19 protein-coding genes are annotated in these 23659 nt (G+C 32.1%); 15 read left to right on the forward strand and 4 right to left on the reverse strand.

The features are described 5' to 3' along the window. Positions 1-8: 8 nt before the first annotated feature. Entirely contained in the window at positions 9-980 is a 972-nt protein-coding gene (locus tag JOD96_RS06660; protein WP_209563493.1) for a stage II sporulation protein M, read from the reverse strand. Between the two features lie 20 nt (positions 981-1000). Between JOD96_RS06660 and JOD96_RS06665 the strand changes: the two genes are divergently transcribed. The 6 genes from JOD96_RS06665 (at position 1001) to JOD96_RS06690 (ending at position 7324) form a co-directional block, all read left to right on the forward strand. Next, entirely contained in the window at positions 1001-1744 is a 744-nt protein-coding gene (locus JOD96_RS06665) for an RDD family protein (protein WP_209563494.1), read from the forward strand. Positions 1745-1788: 44 nt separating this feature from the next. Then, positions 1789-2391 (forward strand): trimeric intracellular cation channel family protein, encoded by a 603-nt coding sequence (locus JOD96_RS06670; RefSeq protein WP_209563495.1) that lies wholly within the window; start codon positions 1789-1791, stop codon positions 2389-2391. 24 nt (positions 2392-2415) lie between these two features. Then, positions 2416-3393: a GNAT family N-acetyltransferase gene (locus JOD96_RS06675; RefSeq protein ID WP_209563496.1), complete on the forward strand. Its 978-nt coding sequence runs from the start codon at positions 2416-2418 to the stop codon at positions 3391-3393. Then, complete coding sequence (locus JOD96_RS06680) at positions 3390-4469, forward strand: DegT/DnrJ/EryC1/StrS family aminotransferase (protein ID WP_209563497.1); 1080 nt, start codon at positions 3390-3392, stop codon at positions 4467-4469. The genes JOD96_RS06675 and JOD96_RS06680 overlap by 4 nt, the downstream gene beginning before the upstream one ends. Positions 4470-4484: 15 nt before the next feature. Further along, positions 4485-5795: a CDP-glycerol glycerophosphotransferase family protein gene (locus tag JOD96_RS06685; RefSeq protein WP_209563498.1), complete on the forward strand. Its 1311-nt coding sequence runs from the start codon at positions 4485-4487 to the stop codon at positions 5793-5795. 83 nt (positions 5796-5878) lie between these two features. Further along, a complete protein-coding gene (locus JOD96_RS06690; protein ID WP_209563499.1) occupies positions 5879-7324 on the forward strand; it encodes a lipopolysaccharide biosynthesis protein in 1446 nt (481 codons plus the stop codon). 7 nt (positions 7325-7331) lie between these two features. Here JOD96_RS06690 and JOD96_RS06695 read toward each other — a convergent pair whose 3' ends face one another. After that, positions 7332-8468 (reverse strand): glycosyltransferase, encoded by a 1137-nt coding sequence (locus JOD96_RS06695; protein ID WP_209563500.1) that lies wholly within the window; start codon positions 8466-8468, stop codon positions 7332-7334. Between the two features lie 32 nt (positions 8469-8500). Here JOD96_RS06695 and JOD96_RS06700 point away from each other — a divergent pair, with 32 nt between their 5' ends. Genes JOD96_RS06700 through JOD96_RS06710 form a run of 3 tightly spaced genes read left to right on the forward strand, consistent with a single transcriptional unit; the run spans position 8501 to position 11102 of the window. After that, positions 8501-9607: a glycosyltransferase gene (locus tag JOD96_RS06700; protein ID WP_209563501.1), complete on the forward strand. Its 1107-nt coding sequence runs from the start codon at positions 8501-8503 to the stop codon at positions 9605-9607. A gap of 11 nt (positions 9608-9618) precedes the next feature. Then, positions 9619-10011, forward strand: a complete 393-nt coding sequence (locus JOD96_RS06705; RefSeq protein WP_209563502.1) for a sugar 3,4-ketoisomerase — start codon at positions 9619-9621, stop codon at positions 10009-10011. Then, positions 10008-11102: a glycosyltransferase gene (locus JOD96_RS06710; RefSeq protein ID WP_209563503.1), complete on the forward strand. Its 1095-nt coding sequence runs from the start codon at positions 10008-10010 to the stop codon at positions 11100-11102. Before JOD96_RS06705 ends, JOD96_RS06710 begins: the two co-directional genes overlap by 4 nt. Positions 11103-11147: 45 nt before the next feature. Here JOD96_RS06710 and JOD96_RS06715 read toward each other — a convergent pair whose 3' ends face one another. Together JOD96_RS06715 and JOD96_RS06720 are read right to left on the reverse strand one after the other, a co-directional pair. Continuing rightward, positions 11148-12041, reverse strand: a complete 894-nt coding sequence (locus tag JOD96_RS06715; RefSeq protein ID WP_209563504.1) for a glycosyltransferase family 2 protein — start codon at positions 12039-12041, stop codon at positions 11148-11150. Then, positions 12041-12724, reverse strand: coding sequence for a cell division ATP-binding protein FtsE (locus JOD96_RS06720; RefSeq protein WP_209563505.1), 684 nt, complete (start codon positions 12722-12724; stop codon positions 12041-12043). The genes JOD96_RS06715 and JOD96_RS06720 overlap by 1 nt, the downstream gene beginning before the upstream one ends. A gap of 332 nt (positions 12725-13056) precedes the next feature. On the opposite strand from JOD96_RS06720, the gene JOD96_RS06725 reads away from it, so the two are divergent. The 6 genes from JOD96_RS06725 to asnB (JOD96_RS06750) all read left to right on the forward strand — a co-directional run bounded on the left by JOD96_RS06725 (position 13057) and on the right by asnB (JOD96_RS06750) (position 23470). Next, a complete protein-coding gene (locus JOD96_RS06725) occupies positions 13057-16071 on the forward strand; it encodes a tetratricopeptide repeat protein (RefSeq protein WP_209563506.1) in 3015 nt (1004 codons plus the stop codon). 172 nt (positions 16072-16243) lie between these two features. Then, a complete protein-coding gene (locus JOD96_RS06730) occupies positions 16244-17104 on the forward strand; it encodes a PhzF family phenazine biosynthesis protein (protein WP_209563507.1) in 861 nt (286 codons plus the stop codon). Positions 17105-17249: 145 nt separating this feature from the next. Further along, entirely contained in the window at positions 17250-19007 is a 1758-nt protein-coding gene (locus tag JOD96_RS06735; protein ID WP_209563508.1) for a TonB-dependent receptor, read from the forward strand. Positions 19008-19143: 136 nt separating this feature from the next. Further along, positions 19144-19593 carry a hypothetical protein gene (locus JOD96_RS06740; protein ID WP_209563509.1) on the forward strand — a complete coding sequence of 150 codons (450 nt, stop codon included), beginning with the start codon at positions 19144-19146 and terminating at the stop codon, positions 19591-19593. A 348-nt stretch (positions 19594-19941) separates the two neighbouring features. Continuing rightward, complete coding sequence (asnB, locus tag JOD96_RS06745; RefSeq protein WP_209563510.1) at positions 19942-21618, forward strand: asparagine synthase B; 1677 nt, start codon at positions 19942-19944, stop codon at positions 21616-21618. A 235-nt stretch (positions 21619-21853) separates the two neighbouring features. Next, positions 21854-23470, forward strand: a complete 1617-nt coding sequence (asnB, locus tag JOD96_RS06750) for an asparagine synthase B (protein WP_209563511.1) — start codon at positions 21854-21856, stop codon at positions 23468-23470. The last annotated feature ends 189 nt before the right edge of the window (positions 23471-23659 follow it).

Below are 23659 nucleotides of genomic sequence, written 5' to 3' on the forward strand. Positions count from 1 at the left end.
TAAGTCAATTAGGCTGATAGTTGTTGTGTTTTTTTGTGAACAATAAATGGGTAAACCAGATAATAAAATGAAATTATACCTAAAGTAAACAATATAATAAAACTGCTTAGCCAGTTAGGCATGTCAATAGAATATCTTGTGATAAAACCTTCAAGAAATCCGGCACTAATTGTGAAAGGAAATGTGCTTAAGAAAATTTTGAAGCTGTTTTTGAAGCCTATTTTAAAAGAATTTATTCTCGAAAAAGTTTTAGGAAAAAGGATTGAAGCTCCTAAAATAAATCCGGCAGCAGTTTCGATTACGATGGCAAAAATTTCCATAGAGCCATGAATCCAGATTCCTCTAACGCTTTTCCAGAAAACTCCCTGTTCATAGAAAAAGTATTGAAATGAGCCTAGCATAATACAGTTTTGCATCGAAATATAAAAAGTTCCAAGTCCGCCAAAAATGCCATAAATGTAACATCTGGCTCCTACATAGAGGTTGTTCATCGTAATCCCGATAAAACTTCCCCAATTGCTGCCGGTACCATAGACAGCCATTGGATCTCCTTTTTTAATATTTTCTAAAGTCATATTAACGTAGCCATCGCCCAAAATTAACCGGACAAAATTCTGATCATAAATAGCAGAAACTACACCAATGCCAACGGTTATAAAAAACAGCACAAATGAATAGATTAAATATCTTCTGTATTCGTAGACAAGCAACGGAACTTCGGTTTTGAAAAATTCCATAAACCTGTTTTTTTCTGCCCGTTTGGTTTTGTAAATCTTCTGATAAATCTGCGATGCCAAATGATTTAGGTAAATCACAGTCTTACTTTTTGGGTAATACGTCTGGGCATACGACAGGTCATTCATCATTTGAATGTACAAATTAGCTAACTCATCAGGATTTTTTTTAGCTTTACCGAAAATTGCTAGCTCAAATTCCAGCCATTTTTCTTTATTTTGTTTTATGAAGGCGATCTCTCTCATTGAGGGCTAAAATATAAAATATGTCAGAATTATCAATAAATACGACACAAAATGTCAAAATAAATTTTATAGCTGCCTCTCCAGGCGAGCGAATAGGTTCTTATTTCATAGATCTTGCTATAAAAATAGCCTATGTTATAGTGATTACCATGATATTTTTTTATTGGCTAAAGCTTGGTTTGCTACTGGATAAATTAGATAACTGGTCCAGAATGTCGATTATTTTCTTGTTTTATCTGCCAGTAATAATTTATTCGATCACTTTAGAAAGCATTTTTGAAGGACAAACGATTGGAAAAAAGATTTTAAAAATTAAAGTTGTAAAAATTGATGGTTACCAGGCAGGTTTTGGGGACTATCTTATGCGTTGGTTTTTCAGGCTAGTTGATATTTCTCTTTTTAGCGGAATAATTGCTTTAATAACTGTAGTTTCAAGTAAAAAAGGCCAGCGATTAGGCGATATGGTTGCGGGTACGTCTGTAATTACTTTAAAAAATAAAATCAACATAAGCCACACTATTCTGGAGGAAATCGGATCAGCTTATGTACCCACATACCCTTTGGTTATAAAGTTGTCTGACAATGATATGCGTATTGTTAAAGAAACTTTTCAAAAAGCAGATCTCAAAAATGACTACGAAACAATAGCAAAATTGGTTGCTAAGGTTGAAAGTGTTACCGGAATCAAAAATCAATCGGGAAACCAACGTGATTTTCTTCGTATAATTTTAAAAGATTACAATTTTTATACACAAAATATGTAATTGAAAATGCATTAAGCACTCGCAACTTTGTAATTCAAAAAAAAATGTTTCACTTATTAGATATAGTCGGCACGATGGCCTTTGCAATGTCGGGAGCTTTGACAGCGATGCACAAAAAACTAGATCCGTTTGGAGTTTTTATTATAGCATTTGTCACTGCAGTTGGCGGCGGAACACTACGTGACGTTTTAATTGGCAGAACACCAGTTGGCTGGATGATGAACCTGCAATATGTGTATGTTATAATTTTAGGATTTGGGCTTGCTATTTTATTTCGTAAAAAGTTTGATAAATTAAGGACGTCGTTGTTTTTATTTGACACCATCGGATTGGGCGTTTTTACTCTGATTGGTCTTGAAAAAGGACTTACTGTCGGACTGCACCCTGTAATATGTATTGCCTTAGGAACAATGACAGCATGCTTTGGGGGAGTCATTCGTGATATTTTGTGTACAGAAATCCCAACTATTTTTAGAAGGGAAATTTATGCAACGATTTGTATTTTTGGTGGAATCATTTTTTTTCTGCTCAGAAAATTAAATCTCGAAGATGATGTCTTGTATTTGGTAACTTCTTTGATTATCATTGCTATACGATTATTGGCTGTAAAATATAAATGGTATCTAAAAGCATTTGATCACAAATAGGAGACGCGAAATCAAGAAATCAGGATGACTAAATTTACCGTAAAAAAATACGAACAAAAAGATTTCGCAATTTGGAACGATTTTATCGGTCAGGCCAAAAATGCAACGTTTTTGTTTCACCGTAATTTTATGGAATATCACAAAGACCGTTTTGATGATTTTTCTCTTTTAATTTTTGAAAATCAGAAGTTAGTCGCTGTTATACCGGCCAATAAGCATGGAAATTCAGTACATTCGCATCAGGGACTTACGTATGGAAATTTGGTTTATAATGATTTGGCCCGACAGAGTTCCATAATTGAAATTTTTAAGTCTGTTTTGATTTTTTTGAATGAGAATAAAATTTCCAAATTAAATATCAAAATACTGCCGTCAATTTATAATCTCAAACCTGCAGAGGAAATTTTATACAGTTTGTTTTTAGCAGAAGCAAAATTGATTCGGAGAGATTCACTTTCTGTAATTGATTTGTCTCAGAGCAACAATCTTTCAAAAATTAGAAAGAGAAATTTTAAAAAAGCAGCTTCAAAGGAACTGATTATTAAAGAAGAAAATAATTTTGAATCTTTTTGGGATAAAATTTTAATTCCGAATCTTTATAAAAGACACAACGCAAAACCAGTTCATTCGATAGAAGAAATAAGCCGTTTACAATCTCTTTTTCCTCAAAATATTCATCAGTTCAATGTTTATTTTGAAGATAAGATAATAGCAGGAACGACTGTTTTTGAAACAGAAACAGTTGCCCATTGTCAGTATATTTCCAAAAATGAAGATGAAAATAATTTAGGAGCCCTTGACTTTTTATTTCAATATTTAATTCAGGAAAGATTTGCTAAAAAGCGTTTTTTTGATTTTGGAATCTCTAATGAAAATCAGGGAAAAAACCTAAATGAGGGATTGTCTTACTGGAAAGAAAGTTTTGGCGCCGGTACAATTGTCCATGATTTTTATGAAGTTGAAACGTCCAATTATCCTCTTTTAAATAATGTTTTTATATGATTTCCTTCCTAGATCTAAAAAAAATAAATCAACCTTACGAAAACGCTTTTCAGGAAAAACTGAAAACGGTTTTGAATAATGGCTGGTATATTTTAGGAAAGGAAACAGAAACATTTGAAAAAGCTTTTGCAGCATATTGTAATGCTAAATATTGCATAGGAGTAGGAAATGGCTTAGATGCTTTAACATTAATCTTCAAAGGTTATATTCAGTTAGGAAAACTCAAAAAAGGAGATGAAGTTATAGTTCCTGCCAATACCTATATCGCCAGTATTTTAGCAGTTTTAGAAGCAGGCCTTGTTCCGGTTTTAGTTGAACCAAGACTCGAGACTTACAACATAAATCCTGATTTAATCCGAAAAAAAATTACTTCTAAAACAAAAGCAGTTTTACCAGTTCATTTGTATGGACAATTGGCGGAAATGGATGAAATCAATGCAATTGCAGAGGAATATAATTTGTTGGTTATAGAAGATGCTGCACAGGCTCACGGAACATTCAGCAATTTAAAATCGGCAAGTGCTTATAGTTTTTACCCGGGGAAAAATTTAGGTGCTTTGGGCGATGGCGGCGCTATTGTCACAAATGATTATGAGTTGTCAAAAGTTATTTTAGCGCTTCGTAATTATGGTTCAGAAAAAAAATATCATAACCAATATATTGGTGTAAATTCAAGATTAGATGAGTTGCAGGCAGCATTTTTGAACCTGAAATTACCAAATCTGGATGCTGATAACGATAAACGCCGCGCAATTGCAAAACGCTATCTTTCTGAAATTAAAAATGAGAAAATCATATTGCCATTTTGGAATTTTTCGAGCAATCATGTATTTCATTTATTTGTAATCAGAACAGAAAATAGAGCAGCATTACAAGAGTATTTAGCTCAAAACGATATTCAGACTGTCATTCATTATCCCATTCCGCCGCACAAACAAAAGGCATTTTCAGGCTGGAATAATTTATCGTTTCCCATAACAGAAAAAATTCATGATGAAGTTTTGAGTTTGCCTATTAGTCCTGTTTTAACTGATGACGAGGTTGGGTTTGTTATTGAGATTTTAAATCGATATTAATTTGAAATAGGTAAAATGACAGAATTAAAATTAGTTATCAAGAGATATGTACCAGAAAAAATTTGGATTTCGCTTATTAAAATTTATAATTTCACACATTTAAGAGAGTTGTATGATTTGTATTTAATTGGCAAAGCAAAAAAAAAGCATCAAAAAGCACTTCAAGTTGTCAAAAAAAAAGAAAAAATTAAAGTTGCTTTCTTTTTGATTCATGAATCTGTTTGGAAATATAATGTTCTTTATGACTTAATGCTCAAACATCCCAGATTCGAGCCTATAGTGTTTGTTTGTCCTGCCGTAAATTTTGGTATGGAAAATATGTTGTTTGAAATGAATAAAACATATGATGCATTTAAAAAGAAAGGCTATAATATTATCAAAACATATGATAACGAAAAGGGAGAATATCTGGATATAAAAAAAACATTTTCACTGGATATAATCTTTTTTACAAATCCATATGAAGGCCTTCAGGATTATAGGTACTATATAAAACAGTTTTCAGATACATTAACCTGTTATGTACCGTATGCAATCATGACAGTTAATTATGATTTTATCTATAATTTAAAATTCCACAATCTTGTTTGGAAAATTTTTTCTGAAACTCCCATTCACAATGAAATAGCATTACAAAAACAAAAAAATAAAGGAAGAAATAATGTATTAACAGGTTATCCGGGATTTGATCAATTATTGATTAATACAAAGCCAAACAATGCTGTTTGGAAAAATACAAGTTCTCGTCTGAAAAAGATTATATGGGCACCACATCATGCAATAGCAGAGTGGAATAAAGTCGCAAATTTTTTAGAATATTATGATTTCTTTTTAGAATTAGCTGATAAGTACAGCGATAAGATACAAATTGCATTTAAACCACATCATTTACTAAGAATTAAATTAGAACAAGAATATTGGGGAAAGGAAAAAACGGATATTTATTATAATAAATGGATGAACCTAAAAAATGGGCAATGTGAAAATGGAGAATATATAGATCTTTTCTTAACGTCAGATGCGTTAATTCACGATTGCGGCTCATTTATGGCAGAATATCTTGTTACTGGAAAACCAACACTTTTTATGGTTAGAAATGAATCAGTTATGGAGCATTGGAATGTTTTTGGAGAAAAAGCAGTAAATGCACATTATCAATCCAGGAATAAAAAACAATTAGTAGATTTTATTGAAAATGTTGTGTTGAATGAAAACGATTGTATGAAAGAAGAACGTAATAGTTTTGTGCATAACAATTTGATTCCAAAAAACAAACTCACTGCATCAGAAAACATATTAGATTATTTAGAAGGCCAAATCTTTTAATACCATAGAGTTTAAAGTATCTGGGTTTTAGCAGAAAAAAACAGAATCATCATTATAATTTAATATATAAATAATTTATATACATGCACAATGCCTCTCTAAAATCCGTTGCAACAAAAGGAATTTTTTGGTCAGCAGTTGATAAGTTTGCTGTTCAAATCGGGCAATTTATTGTGAGTGTATTGCTTGCCCGGATTTTACTGCCGGAAGATTTTGGATTGATAGGAATGTTATACATTTTTATAGCCATATCACAAACGTTTATTGAAAGTGGACTAGGCACAGGTTTGATTCAGCGTCAATCTAGATCGGATATTGACTTTTCGACTCTGTTCGTATATAATTTAATTGTAAGCTGCTTTTTTTATTTGGTTTTATTTTTGCTAGCACCTTTTATTTCCTCTTTTTTTGAACAGCCACGCTTAACGGATCTGACCAGAATTTTGAGTTTAACCTTGTTTTTAAATGCTATAGGAATAGTTCAAAGAACCAAATTAACAATTGCAATTGACTTTAAATCCATAGGAAAAAGCAACATAATTGGAATGATTACAGGAGGATTATGTGGTATAATTGCTGCTGCAAATGAATTTGGAGTTTGGTCATTAGTGATTCAAATGCTTGTGAGTTCTCTGGCTTCGTCAGTTTCTTTATGGTTTTTAAGTAATTGGAGACCTTCTATTGCTTTTTCTCAAAAATCTTTTAAATCTTTATTTGGCTATGGTTCAAAACTTTTAATGGCTGGTCTCTACGCTCAATTACTAAATAATATTTATAATATTAGTTTGGGAAAATTTTATTCTACTGCTTCATTAGGATATTATACAAGAGCTAAAAGCTTGGCAGATATATCTGCAGGTACAATTGTTAGTGTTTTGCAGCAAGCCACATTTCCAATACTTACATCTGTACAGCATGACACAGAGAAGTTAATTTCTATTTGCAGTAGAATGATTCGTATGTCGGCTTTTTTTATTGTTCCAATTATGACTCTTATCGCTTTGCTTGCTAAACCAATCGTAGTTCTGTTACTTACTGACAAATGGATTGGTCTAATTCCACTTTTACAATGGCTGGTTTTTTCACGTATTTTTCTTCCTTTGAGTACTATGAATTTAAATTTATTGAATGCTGTTGGACGTTCTGATTTATATTTTAAAGTTGATTTATCTAAACTGCCTATAACAGTTTTAGTGATGGTAATTACAATTCCTTTGGGAGTAAAAGCTATAGTAATTGGACATGTTTTTACATCAGCTCTTTTTTTTGTTGTAAATGCCTATATTCCGGGTAAGTTATATGGTTATGGCCCACTACATCAATTAAAAGATATGTTACCAGTTTTTTTTGCAACAATAGTAATGGCAATTTTAGTATTTGCGTTGTCTTGCTTTATAAATAATCTAATATATCAATTGCTTTTTGGAGGTGTACTTGGAGTGATAAGTTATTTGTTTACCTGCTGGCTATTAAAAATAAAAGAATTAAATGAGGTTTGGGAGGTATTTTTGAAGTTGAAAAAAGATTAAAAATTAATCAATTCTTTGCCCAGGTTTCTAAATATTTTTCAGCAATTTTTATATAATTATGTTCTTTTTGTACAAATGTTGCTGCACGTTTCCCAATAGCTATTATTTCTTCAGGGTTTTCAATTAAAAAAGATAATTCCTGAAATAAATAATCTACATCAGGAAGAGCATTTACACATACTTTGTCTGAGATTTTATAGTAATTTGTAAAATCATTTTCAGCACCCGTAAAGACTACTTTGCCTTTCGCCATTGCTTCAAGTGCATTAAAACCCTGATCTTGAGAAGTACACTGATCTAAAAGAATATGAGCTTTATTATAAAGATTTATGTATTCAGGATAGGGAATTGTATTGGCAATAATTATTTCAACTTTCTCATTATACTTTTTCTTAACCAAATCTAAAGCTTTTTCAAAATAGAGAATTCCTTTTTGATGGTAACTGTATCTACTTATTCCAAGAAAAATAATTACTTTTTTTGTGATTAATAATGGCTCAGATTTTAATTTAGTAATATCAATTGGGTACGGTATAAAACCTTTATAAATGCGGCTTTTTTTATTGGCTTCAACATAATCAAAATCTGTCGCTATTAATCCGTTAAAATGAGCTGTGATAAAATCATGGATTTTAATATGTCTTTTACTAAAATAATCAAAGAAATGTATATGTTCTTTTAATTTTGGATTATCAAAAAAAGGTATCATTAACGACTTGTAACTTTTATTTTCCATGTAAAATTTTAAAGTTAAATAGTCAATACCTGCTGATAAAACAAAGCTCTTTTTATTAGAGTAGAATATTTTTTTTATAAAAAAGTATTCCAGAGATTTAAATGTTTTTATCGGAGCTTCATTTACAAATTGAACAATATCAAAGTTTTTTAATTTTGATAAATGTAAATAAAAACGAAATCCATATTCTAAACCAACTATATCAAACTTAAATAAGCGAAATAAGATTTTTCGTGGAATTAGAAAGATTTTTTTTGTTAGAAATTTTGCTTCATGGTCATAATCAACAGGGTAGGATCTGTATCCGTTACTGTTGCCAATAAGAATTACTTCATGTCCCAGTTCAATCAATCCCTTTTTTAAGGAATTATGCAATAAACTATATTCTCCAACAAGTAAAATCTTCATTAATGTTATATTTGTTGCTAAAATAGTCAAAAATGCGCAAATCAACCAAGCAAAAGCCCCGTGTTTGTATTGTTTCTGATCAGCTTGCCGGAGGTGGTGCAGAGCGCTGTTCCGGATTATTGTCTGTTTTTTTTGAGCGAAATAATATTGATGTTTGTCATGTAATTGTTTTGGATAAAGTAGAATATGAGTACGCGGGAAAGCTTATAAATTTTGGAAAATTAAAGAATGCGAACAATGATTTTTTAAATAAACTTAAAAGATTTTATTTTCTTATAACTTTTTTTAAAAAAAATAAGTTTGATTTTATAATTGATACTAGAGTCAAAAACTATAATTTACAGGAATATTTCATTTCTAAATATATTTTCTCTTCTCCTTTAATACAAATTGTTCATAGTTATATGATTGATTTATATTTTCCTAAAAATAAATTTATAGCAAAGAACATATATTCACATTACTATAAAATACTGGGAGTATCTCATGAAATTAGAAAGAAAATAATCCTGGATCATAAATATTTTAATGTAGAAACAATTTATAATCCTATTGATTTTGAATATGTAAACAGACAGTTGGTAAAAGACGAAGTTCCGGTTTTAAATCACTATATTCTGGCAGTTGGAAACATGGAAAGTAATGTAAAACAGTTTGATGCATTAATAGATTGTTATTCTAAATCCAATTTAGTAAATGAAAATATAAAATTGATTATTATTGGAGAAGGAACTTTAAGAAGTAAATTAGAACAATATGTAAGGAAACTTCATTTAGAACATTTAATCACATTCAAAGGTAAAATTGAAAATCCATTTCCGTATTATAAAAATGCTTTTTTTACAGTTTTATCCAGTAAGAATGAAGGATTTCCAAATGTATTGGTTGAATCATTAGCTTGTTCTACGCCAGTAGTAGCTTTTGACTGTCAGTCAGGACCAAAAGAAATTATTTTAAATAGAGAGAATGGTTTGCTTGTAGAAAATCAAAATAGAGACAAATTAACCGAAGCGATGAACTTATTTATGATTGATAAAGCATTATATGATTATTGTAAAAGCAATTCTTTGCAAAGCGTACAACATCTGGATCTGGATTTGATAGGTAAAAAATGGCTGGAATTAATGAAATTTAATTAGAAAATTTAATTATGCATATAGATTTGATTGACATTCCTTCTATTGAAAACAGGTTAGGCAACCTTGGTATTATTGAAAATGATGTAGTTCCTTTTGAGATAAAAAGAGTATACTATCTTTATGATATTCCAAGTAATGCAACTCGTGGAGGGCATTCACACAAAAAATTACAACAAATTCTGATTGCTATATCCGGAAGTTTTGATGTCATTCTTAAAGATGGAAATTCAGTTGAGAAAGTGACATTAAATAAGCCGAATAAAGGACTTCTGATAAAAAATAATACATGGAGAGAATTGGAAAATTTTTCTTCGGGAGCAGTTTGTTTAGTGTTAGCGTCAACAATTTATGATGAGGATGATTATGTAAGAGATTTTAATGAATTCCTGACCCTAAAGAAATGAAAATTTTATACATAACTCCGGATATAACAAACTCAGGAGGAATTGCTAGAGTTATTTCCTTAAAAACAGATTATTTAATTGATAAGTTGAATTATGAAATCTGTATCCTGACAGTAAATAATAATTCTTCGGATTTTTTTTATGAATTTAATCCCAAAATTAAATGGTTTAAAATTACTCAATCAAAAAACAAACTGCTGTTTTTATGGCGTTATAGGAGTTTGATTAAAAAAAGTGTTTCTCAAACAAATCCTGATGTTGTAGTTTTTTGTGATTCCGTTCTCTCGGTTTTTATCCCTTGGATGATAAAAGTTAAAAAGCCAATAGTTTTTGAAACTCATGTCTCTGCTTACCTGAAAAAAGTAATAAACAAAGGATTTTTAAATGCGTTAAGATTTGTAGTTGTTCATTTTTTTAAAAAGATTACATTTAAGAAAATCGATAAATTTATTGTATTAACAAACGAAGCAGCCAGTGAATGGGATATTAATAATTGTAAAATAATCCCAAATCCAAGAAGCTTTTCTTTACTACATAAATCAAATTTAGAAAATAAAAAAGCTATAGCAATCAGCAGACATAGTTATGAAAAAGGTCTGGATAGATTATTATTAATATGGAAAAAAATTGTAGAAAAACACCCAGATTGGAGTCTTGATATATATGGAGAGTGGAATACTGATATGACATATCAAAAGATGGCGGTAAACCTTGAAATCTCAAATAGTGTAAATTTTATTGCTCCTGTAGTTAACATACAAGAGAGTTATCAAAACGCTTCGGTTTTTTTAATGACTTCACGCTCAGAGTCATTTCCTATGGCACTTATTGAAGCAATAAGTTCCGGATTAGCCTGCGTTGTTTATGACTGCCCGAATGGTCCAAATGCAATTATTAAAAATAATGAAAACGGATTTCTTATTGAAGATGAAAATGAAAGTTTATTTTTAGAAAAGCTGGAGCTTTTGATTGATAATAAAAGTTTGCGTGTTGAATTAGGCGAAAAAGCATTTAAAAGCGCTGAACAATATGACATTGAAATAATAATGCAAATTTGGGATGATGTATTTCAGGATTTAAAAAAAAAATAAGAATAAACAAAACGAAACCAAGATTGAATAAAGATTTTTTAAGACTCATTTTGCATATTTCTTCAAAGTACAATAATAGCCCAAACGATAAATATCAAAAATAAACAGAGACGGTTTTTTGCCCAGTAATTGCTTCAAAAACAAAGGTCTTATTATTTTGAATCCAAAAGCAATTATAGATTGAAGATTATATTTTTTTATGATTTGAAAGTAGTGCGAAAGTTTTACATAGTCAGAAGAAATTAAATTAGAATCGACTAAGTTTTTTAATCCAACAACTGCTTCTTCAGATTTTTTCAAAAATGTTTTGCTATCCTCAATTCCTAAATGATAAACAGGGTTTTTGATGTGAATAATTTCAATTTTATTTTGCATTAATTCATACGAAAACAAAGTGTCTTCATGTCTTAGATTCGGAATGTTTTCATTAAAAGTTACAGTAGAAAAAAGACTTTTTTTAATTAAAAAGTTCAAAGTCAAAAACGAGAGATGCGGATTTTTTTTCCGGTCCGAAACATGTAAAGCTTCTCTTTTTTTACCATAAATCCATCTCAGAAGTTCATTTGCCGAAGGTTTTGAGGTCTTATATAAAATACCGCCATAAACAACTTTTTCACTAGCGTTTATATGTGAGATATAGTTAGAAATAAATTTGTCATGAACCGGAATTGTATCTGCATCCAGAAAAAGCAGATTTTCATAAATTGCCTTTTTTGCCAATAAATTCCGAATAGCACTTCGGCCGATATTCTTTTCTAAAACAGAATATGTGGAATTTTTAAATTGATTTATTTTCTGATTCTCAGGCAAAAAAACATCGGAAGCATCATCCAAACAAACAATCTCAAAAGGAATATTACATTTCAAAACCTGATAATACAATGTTTCGACAAGTGTAAAAACATTATAATTATAAACAGGAATTAAAATAGAAAGCATTATACGCTGCGTTGCACAACCTCAAAAATTCTTTCGTCCTCACATTTTAATGTCTTAGACGGAAATTTCATCAATAAAGCATAATCATGGGTTGCCATGATAACGGTTTTACCATTTGCATTAATTGTTTTTAATACCTCTAAAACTTCTGAACTGGTCTGCGGGTCAAGATTTCCCGTTGGCTCATCTGCAAGAATAAACTCAGGATCATTAAGTAAAGCTCTTGCAATCGCAACACGCTGTTGCTCACCACCTGAAAGCTGATGAGGCATTTTGTTTACGAATTCTTTCATTCCTACCTTATCCAAAACTTCATCGATTTTGTGTTCCATAGCGTCTTTTTCTGTCCAGCCTGTTGCTCTCAGAACAAAAAGCATGTTGTCTTTAACAGAACGGTCGGGAAGTAGTTTGAAATCCTGAAATACAATTCCGATTTTACGTCTCAGGTAGGGAATGTCTTTTTCTTTTAAAGTTGCCAAATCAAATTCAACTATGTGGGCTTCACCTTCTGTTAAAGGCAAATCGGCATATAAAGTTTTTAAAAAAGTACTTTTTCCGGAACCTGTTTTTCCGATAATATAGATGAACTCACCATGTTGAACATCTAAATTAATATGAGAGATAATTTTTCTTCCTTCTTGATATATAGTGACTTCCTTAAGAGATAGTACGGTTTGTGACATAATAAATTGATTTGAATGGTAAAAGTAATAAGATAACGGGTGGATTCAAAATAAATTTCAATGATTTCTAAAGAAAATCTTTCAAAAAAGCATCATAAAAACCAAACCCAATAAGGGATGCAACCTAAACTCTTTGCAAAAAAATGAAAACATACCCATAGATTACACTACAAGGTAGTGAAATATTTGTTTTGATAGTTTGAGTACCAATAATTTGTGGCTCACAATGCGGTAAAATAACAACTATTAAAAAAAATGTTCATAATAAAAGCCCAAAACGTTTCGTTATAAACGGTATAAAATGATAAATTTGAATACTAAACATAATTAAAATGCGTAAACTTTCCTGGTTCTTTTTATTGCAAATTGTCCTTTTTTCGACCATGGTTTCGGCACAAAAATCAGCTATATATACTTACGACTTAAAGGATTTTGACAAAGCACTGGCTTTATATAATGACAAACAGTACGCTTCGGCACAACATATTTTTGAGTATGTAAAAAACAATGCAACGACTGAAGAAGTGAAGTCTGACTGCGCTTATTACATTGCAAACTGTGCTATCAGGACCAATCAGCCAAATGCTGATGCCCTGATGGAGAAGTTCGTTGAGGAGTACCCAACAAGTACAAAACAAAATCAGGCTTACATAGAAGTGGCTCATTTTTTCTTCGAGCAGGGAAATTATCCAAAAGCCCTGCAGTGGTTTGATAGAGTAGATGAAAGCTATATGAGTAAATCTGATTTGGATAAATTTAATTTCCAAAAAGGTTACAGTTATTTTAATGCCAAAAAGAAAAAGGAAGCTACAACTTATTTTAATAAAGTTGTTAATTCGCCGGAATTTGGTTCGCAAGCCAAATATTATTTAGGTTTCATGGCTTATGAAGGTGACGATTATAAAGAAGCTACCAAATATTTTGATGAAGTCTCGGGCGAAGAAAAATACAAAGAAAAGCTTTCGTATTTTCAGGCTGATATGAATTTTAAATTAGGGAATTTTCAAAAAGCAATCGATTTAGGGCAGGCTGCCATGAGCAAATCAAATGAACTTGAAAAATCAGAATTGAATAAAATTATTGGAGAAAGTTATTTCAACCTAAAACAATACGGTAAAGCGATTCCGTATTTAGAGCAATATGCAGGCCGAAAAGGAAAATGGAATAATACTGATTTCTATCAATTGGGATATGCTTATTATGAGCAAAAAGAGTATGAAAAAGCCATTTCTCAATTTAATAAAATTATTGAAGGAAAAGATTTTGTGGCTCAAAATGCCTATTATCATTTGGGTCTGAGTTACTTAAACACGGGCAAAAAACAAGAAGCACTGAACGCATTCAAAAACGCTTCAGAAATGGATTTCAATGCACAAATCCAGGAAGATGCTGCTTTAAATTATGCTAAACTGAGTTACGAAATTGGTAATGCCTATCAAACTGTTCCGGGAATTTTACTTGATTTCTTAAAAAAATACCCAAATAATTCAAGCAGGGCTGAAGTAGAAAAATTATTGGTCGATTCTTATATTTCATCTAAAAACTACAAAGAAGCGCTGGTTTTATTAGAAAAAAACAGAACTCCCGAAAATAAATTAGCGTACCAAAAAGTGCTTTTTTACAGAGGGTTAGAATTATACAATGATACAAATTATACAGAAGCACTAAAAATGTTCAACAGTGCCGTAAAAGAACAAAAAGACCCTGATTTTACCGCTCGTGCCACTTTCTGGAAAGCAGAATCAGAATATGTTACCGATGATTTTCAGTCAGCATTAATTAGCTATAAACAATTTGCAGGTTTGGCTGCAGCAAAAGCTACTGATGAATATAAAAACATTAATTATAACATTGCTTATACTTATTTTAAACTAAAGGAATACGATCAGGCCGGAAATTATTTTCAGGCACAAATTGATAATTCAAAAGAAGATAAAGTTCGCTTAAACGATTCATATTTGCGTTTGGGGGATTGTCGTTTTGTAAACGCAAAATATGGCCCGGCGATGGAAGCTTACGCAAAAGCAATGGATGCAAAAGGAGTTGATGCCGATTATGCACAATATCAAAAAGCGCTTTCGTACGGATTTATGTCCAGAAATGACAAAAAAATTGAGGAGCTGAATAATTTTCTTTTGATGTATAAAAAATCATCTTACAGAGATGATGCATTGTATGAATTAGGAAATACTTATGTAGCCCAAAAGAAAAATGATCAGGCTATAAAAACCTATGATCAGCTGATTGCTGAGTTTAAAAATGGTCCATTTACCTCAAAATCAATCCTAAAGCAAGGTTTAATTTATTACAATACAGATCGCGATGATCAGGCATTAGTAAAGTTTAAAAAAGTAGCTGCTGAATTTCCGAAAACTCCCGAAGCATTAGAGGCCGTTTCTACCGCAAGATTAATTTATGTTGATTCAGGAAAAGTGGATGAATATGCTTCATGGGTACGAACTTTGGATTTTGTTGCTGTAACAGACGCAGAACTCGATAATGATACTTACGAAGGAGCTTTTAAACAATACAGTCAAAATAACAGCAAAGTTGCCATTACAGGTTTTACAGGATATATAAGCAAATTTCCGACAGGAATTCATGCGCTTGAAGCCAATTATTATTTAGCACAATTATACTATGCAGAAGGTTCAGAAAATAAAGCTGCTGCTAATTACCAATATGTAATAGATCAGCCAAGGAACGAATTTACAGAGCAATCATTAAACAAATTAGCTCAGATATTTTTGAAAGCAAAAGATTGCGATAAAGCAGTTCCGGTTTTAGTTCGCTTAAGCGAAGAATCTGATTCATTTCAAAATCAAAACTTTGCACAGGCAAATTTGATGAAGTGCTATTATGATAAAAAAGATTATAACAACTCGGTTATTTACGCAGATAAGGTATTGCAAAACCAAAAAGCAGATGCAAACGTAAAAGCAGATGCTCAAATTATCGTAGCTCGTGCAGCAATGCAGACCGGAAACGAAGAGAAAGCAAAAGCGGCATATGCAAAATTATTGGCAACATCCAAAGGAGAATTGGCGGCAGAAGCATTGTATTATGACGCTTATTTTAAAACCAAAGAAGGCAAGTACGATGCCTCTAACATTGCAGTTCAAAAATTAGCCAAAAATTATTCAGCCTATAAATATTACGGAGCAAAGAGTTTGGTTTTGATGGCAAAAAACTTTTACGGATTAAAAGACAGTTATCAGGCAACTTACATTTTAGACAATGTAATAAACAATTTTACAGATTATCCGGATGTAGTTGAAGAAGCGAGAAAAGAGTTAAGCGCAATTAAATTAGAAGAATCAAAAACCAATTCGTCAATCACAAAATAAGAATAAAGAGAATAGAGAATAGAATAAAGAAAATAGATGCAGGATGAAAGAGAAAAGATTTAAAAAAGTCAATTTCTTGATTCTTTCTTACTCTAAAAAAACAGAAAACAAAGATTGAAAGTCTATTTTCTTTATTCTTTGCTCTATAATTCTAAAAAAAAAGAAAAAAGAAATGAGTTTACCTTTTTATATAATTGATGTTTTTACCGATAAAAAATACTCAGGAAATCAGCTGGCGGTTTTTTTAGAAGCAGAAAAATTGAGTTCAGAAGAAATGCAGCAGATTGCACGCGAAATTAATTTTGCCGAAAGCACTTTTATTACCAGGCTTGACAAAGAAAACAATAGCGCTGAAATTAAAATATTTACTCCGGCCAATGAAATGCAATTTGCGGGTCATCCCATTATTGGAACTTCTTGGGTTTTGATGAATAAGATTTTTAATTCACCTAATGAGATTAAACTGGAAGTTCCTATTGGTCCAATTGCGATTCATAAATCTGGAGATTTAATTTGGCTAAAAGCAGCACAGCCGAAATTTTGGGACACTTTTTCGAAAGTCGATTTTACATTTTTTAGTAATCTGGAAGTAAGCGATTTTGAAAATCAGTTTCCAATACAGGAAGTAACAACCGGAAGTGCTTTTGTTATGGTTGGGTTAAGTAGTAAAAGAGCGCTTGAAAATTTGGTTTTAGACAAAGATAAAACAGATGAATGGCTGAAACAGCATTGCAAAACCAGTCACAGAGGGCTATATTTTTACTATCTGGAAGGTTCAAAAGTTTTTAGCAGAATGTTGTGCGTAGAACATAATCAATTGGTTGAAGATGCTGCAACCGGAAGTGCCAGTACCTGTCTTCAGGCTTTTCTGTTAAAATATCATAAACCTGAATTTGAATTAATAAATTATCAGGGGGATTATATAAACCGCCCGTCGCAGATTCATTTTAAAGGAAAATTAACTGACAATGATTTTGACATTAAAATAGGTGGAAACGCACAGTTTGTGGCCAAAGGAGAGTGGGAAAGTTAATTAGGAATAAAACCAGATTTTTAGAAAATAGAATAAAGAAAATAGAATATAGATTTTAGAATAAAAAACAAAGAGTTTGAAAGAATCAGAACATAGGCAAAGTCGATTTTCTATATTCTTCTCTATACTCTCAAATAAAATAAATATGAAAATTAATTTCCAGAATAAAACCATTATTTTGATTTTGCTGTTTGTTTTTCAGCTTTCATCTGCACAAGTAAAGAAGGAAGAAAGCATCGGAACAGAAACAGTAAATGTTGTAAAACCATATTCGCCAACAATTTCGGATGCTTTTAAGGTTAAAGAAACTCCTTCGCTTGACGACTCAGGAAATCAGCCAAAAGAAACTATTAAATATAGTATTTTGTCGGTTCCTGTTGCCTCAACTTTTACCCCTTCAAAAGGAAAAGCAGCAGGTGTTGAAAAATCAAAACAAGACCGTTTATTTAGTAATTATGCTACATTGGGAGTTGGAAATTATGCTACTCTTAATGCTGAATTATTTGTAACACAGGATTTAGGAAATAATGATTATCTGTCAGGAATGTTTCGTCATCATTCGTCTCAGGGTGGAATAAAAGATGTAGAACTAAATGATGAATTTTACGATACAGGTCTGAATATCGGTTATGGACAAAATAACCGTGATATATCATGGGCTGTCGATTTGGGCTATCAGAATCAAATATATAACTGGTACGGTTTGCCTGCTGATTTTGGTGCCACTTTGCCTCTTGATGACCGTTTTGACTTAGTGAATAAAATAAATCCTAATCACTCTTACAACACAATTTCGTTAGGTGGGCATATTGATTTTACTGAAAGCGTTTTTAATAAAATTGCTACACGATTTACCCATTTTTCTGATAATTTTTCTTCGTCTGAAAATCGTTTTTATGTCAAGCCTTCTTTTAAAGTTGATGTAATGGACCAGTCTATAAACACCAATATTATTGTAGATCACGTAAGCGGTTCTTTTGAACGTAATTATTTTAATGATAATACAAAGCCTTTAGATTACAGCCTTACCAATTTTGGAATTGAACCAAGTTTTGTAATTCTGGAAAATGACTGGACTCTGGAATTGGGAGCCGGTATTTATTATGGTCTGGATTCTGAAAATAGCGGAAACAAATTTTATTTTTACCCAAAAGTAAATGCTTCTTATAAACTGGTTGGTGACTTAATGATTTTTTACACTGGAGTAAATGGAGCATTGAACCAAAATTCGTATGCCGATTTTGTAACAGAAAATCCATTTTTGTCTCCAACACTCAACATGAGACCGTCCAGTACTCAATATAATGTTTTTGCAGGTTTAAAAGGAAAGCTGGCCAACAATATAAGTTATAATCTAATGGGTTCTTATCTAAATGAAAAAGATAAGGCATTGTTTAAGAGTAATGATTATACAGAAGATTTGTTAAATCAAAATTATGCTTACGGAAACTCTTTTGGTGTGGTGTATCAGGATGTAAGAACGTTACGTTTTTATGGTGAACTAAAAGCTGATTTTTCTGAAAATGTCAGTTTTGGAATCAACGGAACTTTTAATAGTTACAAAAATGACGGACCTCAAGAAGCCTGGAATTTACCGACTATGAAATTAAGTTCTAATCTTGATGTTAATATTACAAAACAATGGTTTGCCGGTGTGAATGTTTTTTATGTAGGAGAACGTAAAGATATGCAGACCAATTTGGATATTTCGCCAAGTGCAACTGTAATAAATTTAAAAAGCTACTTTGATGCCAATGCACATTTGGGATATAAATTTAATGAACGTCTGACTTTCTTTTTAAAACTTAATAATATAGGAAATCAGGCTTATGAGAAATGGCTGAATTACCCGGTACAAGGATTTCAGGTTTTAGGCGGGGCAAATTATAAATTCGACTTTTAATTTATTTGCCACAAAGGTGCTAAGTCTAAAGTTTTTAGCCACAAATTCATGAACTAAATTAATATTTATTCGTGAATTCGTGGCTTGCTTTTTTTTTACGATCTTTGCGACTTAGCGTCTTTGTGGCAAAAATACTATGGAATTTAAGCAAAAAATACATACGCATTACTTACAAATGGTTCAGGATCGAATTGATGTTTTTAGGGACATGATTACAAACCTGACTGAAGATTCTAAAAATGATGCAAAAGGTTCTGCCGGCGACAAGCACGAAACCGCTCTGTCGATGATGCATATTGAACAGGAAAAACTTACCAATAAACTAAAAGAAGCAATTTCTCAAAAAGCCATTTTAGATAAAATTGACTCTTCAAAAACAACAGAAAATATTATTTCAGGAAGTTTGGTAAAAGCAAACGGAATTTATTTGTATGTGAGTGTTGCACTTCCTAAAATAACTATTGATGGTATTAATGTAATTGCACTTTCTCCGCAATCACCACTTGGCACTCACTTAATGGGAAATAAGGTTGGTTTTCAATTTGAAATTAATAAAACACATTATACTATTGAGAGTGTTGAATAATGCGAGAGCCTATTTTTATCATCCTGACGAAGGAAGGATCACATAAGAAATCCGACAATAATTAGCGACTTTGTTTGCAGAGTTTGTAGTGTGATCCTTCCTTCGTCAGGATGACAAACAAGCTGCTTAAAATTATTGCACAAACCTTCAATCTTATCCTTCTTTATCCTTCAAAATTAAAATTTTCAATTTCAACCCAATTTTTACTGCTAAAATTTTACAGTTTATATGTAAAAATGAGTTTATGGTTTTAAATTGTAACCGAAATTAGGTTTTGTGTTTTGTAATTATAACCATTATTACATCTTTGCCTTATCAAAATAAAATTTACAATAAAAATATATAATTATGTGTGGAATCGTATGTGCCTTCGATCTAAAGCAAAAAGCTGAAACGTTAAGACCTCAAGTGTTAGAAATGTCTAAAATCATTCGCCACCGCGGACCAGACTGGAGCGGAATTTACAGCAATGAAAAAGCTATCTTATCTCACGAGCGTTTGGCAATTGTAGACCCTGCTTCAGGAAAACAGCCTTTGTTTACAGAAGATAAAAAATTGGTTCTGGCTGCAAATGGTGAAATCTACAACCACAGAGAATTGCGAAAACAATTTGAAGGAAAATATAACTTTCAAACAGAAAGTGACTGTGAGGTTATTTTAGCATTATACAAAGAAAAAGGACCTCATTTTATTGATGAGATGAACGGAATTTTTGGATTTGCCATTTACGATGTCGATAAAGATGAGTATTTTATTGCTCGTGACCACATGGGAATTATTCCATTATATATTGGTTGGGATCAGCACGGAACTTTTTATGTAGCTTCTGAATTAAAAGCTTTGGAAGGATATTGCACAAAAATCGAATTATTTCCTCCGGGACATTACATGACAAGCAAAGATGGTGAGTTTGTACAATGGTATAAAAGAGACTGGACAGAATATGATGCAGTAAAAGATAATGAAACCAGTATTCCTGAAATCAAAAAAGCGCTTGAAGCTGCAGTTCACAGACAATTAATGAGTGATGTGCCTTATGGAGTTTTACTTTCAGGAGGTTTAGACTCGTCTATTACTTCGGCTGTAGCCAAAAAGTTTGCTCAAAAACGTATTGAGTCTGACGATACTACAGATGCATGGTATCCGCAATTGCACTCTTTTTCAGTTGGATTAGAAGGTTCTCCGGATTTGGCAGCAGCAAGAAAAGTGGCCGATCATATTGGGACCATTCACCACGAAATTAAATTTACAATTCAGGAAGGTTTAGATGCTGTTCGTGATGTAATTTATAACCTGGAAACGTATGATGTAACTACCGTTAGAGCTTCAACACCGATGTGGTTAATGGCGAGAGTTATCAAATCAATGGGAATCAAAATGGTTCTTTCAGGTGAAGGTGCAGATGAGTTATTTGGAGGATATTTATATTTCCACAAAGCGCCAAACGCCAGAGAGTTTCATGAAGAAAACGTTCGTAAATTAGGTAAACTTCATATGTACGATTGTTTGCGCGCCAACAAAAGTTTAGCAGCGTGGGGAATTGAAGGGCGTGTGCCATTTTTAGATAAAGAATTTATGGATGTTGCAATGCGCATCAACCCACAAGATAAAATGATCAACAAAGAGCGCCCGATGGAAAAATGGGTGGTTCGTAAAGCTTTTGAAGATATGCTTCCTGAAAGTGTGGCATGGAGACAAAAAGAACAGTTTTCTGACGGTGTTGGATATAGCTGGATTGATACTTTGAAAGAAGTGGTAGGAAGAGAAGTTTCTGATGAACAACTGGCAAACGCGAAATATAAATTTCCGTTACAAACTCCGGCTTCAAAAGAAGAATATTATTACCGTTCTATTTTTGCAGAACATTTTCCAAGTGATGCAGCAGCATTATGCGTGCCTCAGGAAGCAAGTGTGGCTTGTAGTACAAAAATTGCTTTGGAGTGGGATGAAGCTTTCAAAAACATGAACGACCCTTCTGGAAGAGCAGTTGCAAGCGTACATGATGATGCCTACGTTAAAGCATAAATTCATATTTAAATTTTATTATTTTAAGAAAGACGTTCTCATTTTGAGGACGTTTTTCTTGGTTTAAATATTAAATTGTATTATTTCAGCTACTTAAAAATAATTATTAGTAATTATTTAACTTTCTTTTCTATATTTGACATTCCCCAAAAATGCCTGACCTGATCTGAAAAAGTAATGAAATAAAATATGTTTACTTTTAAAAACATTTAGAAATAAAAAAAACTAGAAAGGTATGTCTGGAATATTAGCCGTTATTGGCAAAGGAAAAGACCCGCAGCTCGTGAGAGAGCTTTCTGCAAGAATGTCGCACCGCGGTCCCGATGAAAGAGGTTATCATATCATGGAAAATGGCAGTATTATTTGCCATGAAAGCTTGTCAATCATAGATTTAGATTCGGGTAAGCAGCCTATTCAGGGCGCACAAAAAGCCTGGATGGTTCATGATGGAGAAATTTACAATTACCAGGAATTAAAAAACGGAGTTTTAAAAGATTACAATTTCAGAACAAAATCAGATTCAGAAGTCATTGTGCATTTGTATGAGGAATTTGGATATGATTTTTGTAACAAATTAGATGGTGACTGGGCTTTTGTAATTATTGATGGTGACGATTATATTGCAAGCAGGGACCCTCTTGGCATAAAACCTTTATATTATGGTTTGGATGAAAGAGGAAGAATATATTTTTCTTCGGAAATGAAGCCAATTGCAGACCAGTGCAAAACATTTTCAACCTTTCCTCCCGGACATTATTATACCCCAAAAACAGGTTTTGTAAAATATTATCAGCCTGAATATGAAGATTACGAAAATGCAAATAACGATCTTAAATTAACTGAAATAAGAGAAGCATTAACAGAAGCGGTACGTAAACGTCTGATGGGAGATTTACCTGTCGGGGTATTACTTTCCGGCGGCTTAGACTCTTCTTTGATATCTTCGATTGCGGCAAGATTACTAAAGGAATCAGGAAAAAAATTACAATCATTTTCAATTGGTTTAAATGCAGATACGCCTGATAATAAAGTGGCGAGAAAAGCAGCTGAATTTTTAGGCACAGAACACCATGAAATTCATTTTTCTGTAAAAGAAGGAATTGAACTTTTGGATCAAATAATCCAGAACATCGAAACTTATGATATTATATCAGTAAGAGCAAGTGTTCCAATGTTTATATTGTCTAAAGCTATTGCTGACCAGGGAATAAAAGCGATACTTTCCGGAGAAGGTGCCGATGAAATATTTGGCGGACATTTGTATTTCAGAAACGCTCCGTCAACAGAAGAATTTCAAAAAGAAACAATAGAAAGAGTTCAGAAGTTATTTACAGCCGATTTATTGCGTGCAGATAAATCTACAATGGCAAATAGCATAGAGACAAGGATTCCGTTTTTAGATAAAAATTTCCTTGATACTACAATGTTAATCAAGCCAGAGGAAAAACAGCCTAAAACATATGACGGAATTGAAAAATATATTCTAAGAAAAGCATTTGATACTCCGGAAGACCCTTATTTGCCATCGGAAGTCTTATGGCGCCAGAAAGAGCAATTTTCTGATGGAGTAGGATATAACTGGATCGATGAATTAATTGAATATTGCGCAACTCAGGTATCAGATGAGCAATTGGAAGGAGCTGCAGCAGAATTTCCATATAACTCACCAACCACAAAAGAAGCTTATTTGTACCGATCGATTTTTCACAAATATTATCCACAGGTCAGTGCGGCACAAACCGTGCGAAAATGGATTCCAAAATGGCAGGAAAACCAGGATCCAAGCGGAAGAGCAAATGCAGCCCATTTAAAAGCAGATATAAAAATTGCAAAATCAGGTGTAGCAGTTTAGAAACTAAATCTGTTTTTAACATATAATTTATTAAAAAACCGAAATACATTTAAGATGTTATTTCGGTTTTTTTTGTGCTATTTTTATTTTTAGAATTGGAATTTAAAGAATTTTGAATTTAAATTGGATTTTGTGTTAATAACTTAAGTGCTTTAAGTCAGATTTTAATGGGTATATAGTCCGCGTTTT

The organism is Flavobacterium sp. 1355 (assembly GCF_017833415.1).
Taxonomy (GTDB): domain Bacteria; phylum Bacteroidota; class Bacteroidia; order Flavobacteriales; family Flavobacteriaceae; genus Flavobacterium.

What these genes read in the sequence shown, in the direction of transcription:
- JOD96_RS06725 (WP_209563506.1), top strand. Translation starts at nt 13,057, where the DNA reads ATGCGTAAACTTTCCTGGTTCTTTTTATTGCAAATTGTCCTTTTTTCG.
- JOD96_RS06700 (WP_209563501.1), top strand. Translation starts at nt 8,501, where the DNA reads ATGCGCAAATCAACCAAGCAAAAGCCCCGTGTTTGTATTGTTTCTGAT.
- JOD96_RS06680 (WP_209563497.1), top strand. Translation starts at nt 3,390, where the DNA reads ATGATTTCCTTCCTAGATCTAAAAAAAATAAATCAACCTTACGAAAAC.
- JOD96_RS06740 (WP_209563509.1), top strand. Translation starts at nt 19,144, where the DNA reads ATGGAATTTAAGCAAAAAATACATACGCATTACTTACAAATGGTTCAG.
- JOD96_RS06735 (WP_209563508.1), top strand. Translation starts at nt 17,250, where the DNA reads ATGAAAATTAATTTCCAGAATAAAACCATTATTTTGATTTTGCTGTTT.
- JOD96_RS06720 (WP_209563505.1), bottom strand. Translation starts at nt 12,724, where the DNA reads ATGTCACAAACCGTACTATCTCTTAAGGAAGTCACTATATATCAAGAA.
- asnB (WP_209563510.1), top strand. Translation starts at nt 19,942, where the DNA reads ATGTGTGGAATCGTATGTGCCTTCGATCTAAAGCAAAAAGCTGAAACG.
- JOD96_RS06695 (WP_209563500.1), bottom strand. Translation starts at nt 8,468, where the DNA reads ATGAAGATTTTACTTGTTGGAGAATATAGTTTATTGCATAATTCCTTA.
- JOD96_RS06685 (WP_209563498.1), top strand. Translation starts at nt 4,485, where the DNA reads ATGACAGAATTAAAATTAGTTATCAAGAGATATGTACCAGAAAAAATT.
- JOD96_RS06730 (WP_209563507.1), top strand. Translation starts at nt 16,244, where the DNA reads ATGAGTTTACCTTTTTATATAATTGATGTTTTTACCGATAAAAAATAC.
- JOD96_RS06670 (WP_209563495.1), top strand. Translation starts at nt 1,789, where the DNA reads ATGTTTCACTTATTAGATATAGTCGGCACGATGGCCTTTGCAATGTCG.
- JOD96_RS06665 (WP_209563494.1), top strand. Translation starts at nt 1,001, where the DNA reads ATGTCAGAATTATCAATAAATACGACACAAAATGTCAAAATAAATTTT.
- JOD96_RS06675 (WP_209563496.1), top strand. Translation starts at nt 2,416, where the DNA reads ATGACTAAATTTACCGTAAAAAAATACGAACAAAAAGATTTCGCAATT.
- JOD96_RS06690 (WP_209563499.1), top strand. Translation starts at nt 5,879, where the DNA reads ATGCACAATGCCTCTCTAAAATCCGTTGCAACAAAAGGAATTTTTTGG.
- JOD96_RS06705 (WP_209563502.1), top strand. Translation starts at nt 9,619, where the DNA reads ATGCATATAGATTTGATTGACATTCCTTCTATTGAAAACAGGTTAGGC.
- JOD96_RS06715 (WP_209563504.1), bottom strand. Translation starts at nt 12,041, where the DNA reads ATGCTTTCTATTTTAATTCCTGTTTATAATTATAATGTTTTTACACTT.
- JOD96_RS06710 (WP_209563503.1), top strand. Translation starts at nt 10,008, where the DNA reads ATGAAAATTTTATACATAACTCCGGATATAACAAACTCAGGAGGAATT.
- asnB (WP_209563511.1), top strand. Translation starts at nt 21,854, where the DNA reads ATGTCTGGAATATTAGCCGTTATTGGCAAAGGAAAAGACCCGCAGCTC.
- JOD96_RS06660 (WP_209563493.1), bottom strand. Translation starts at nt 980, where the DNA reads ATGAGAGAGATCGCCTTCATAAAACAAAATAAAGAAAAATGGCTGGAA.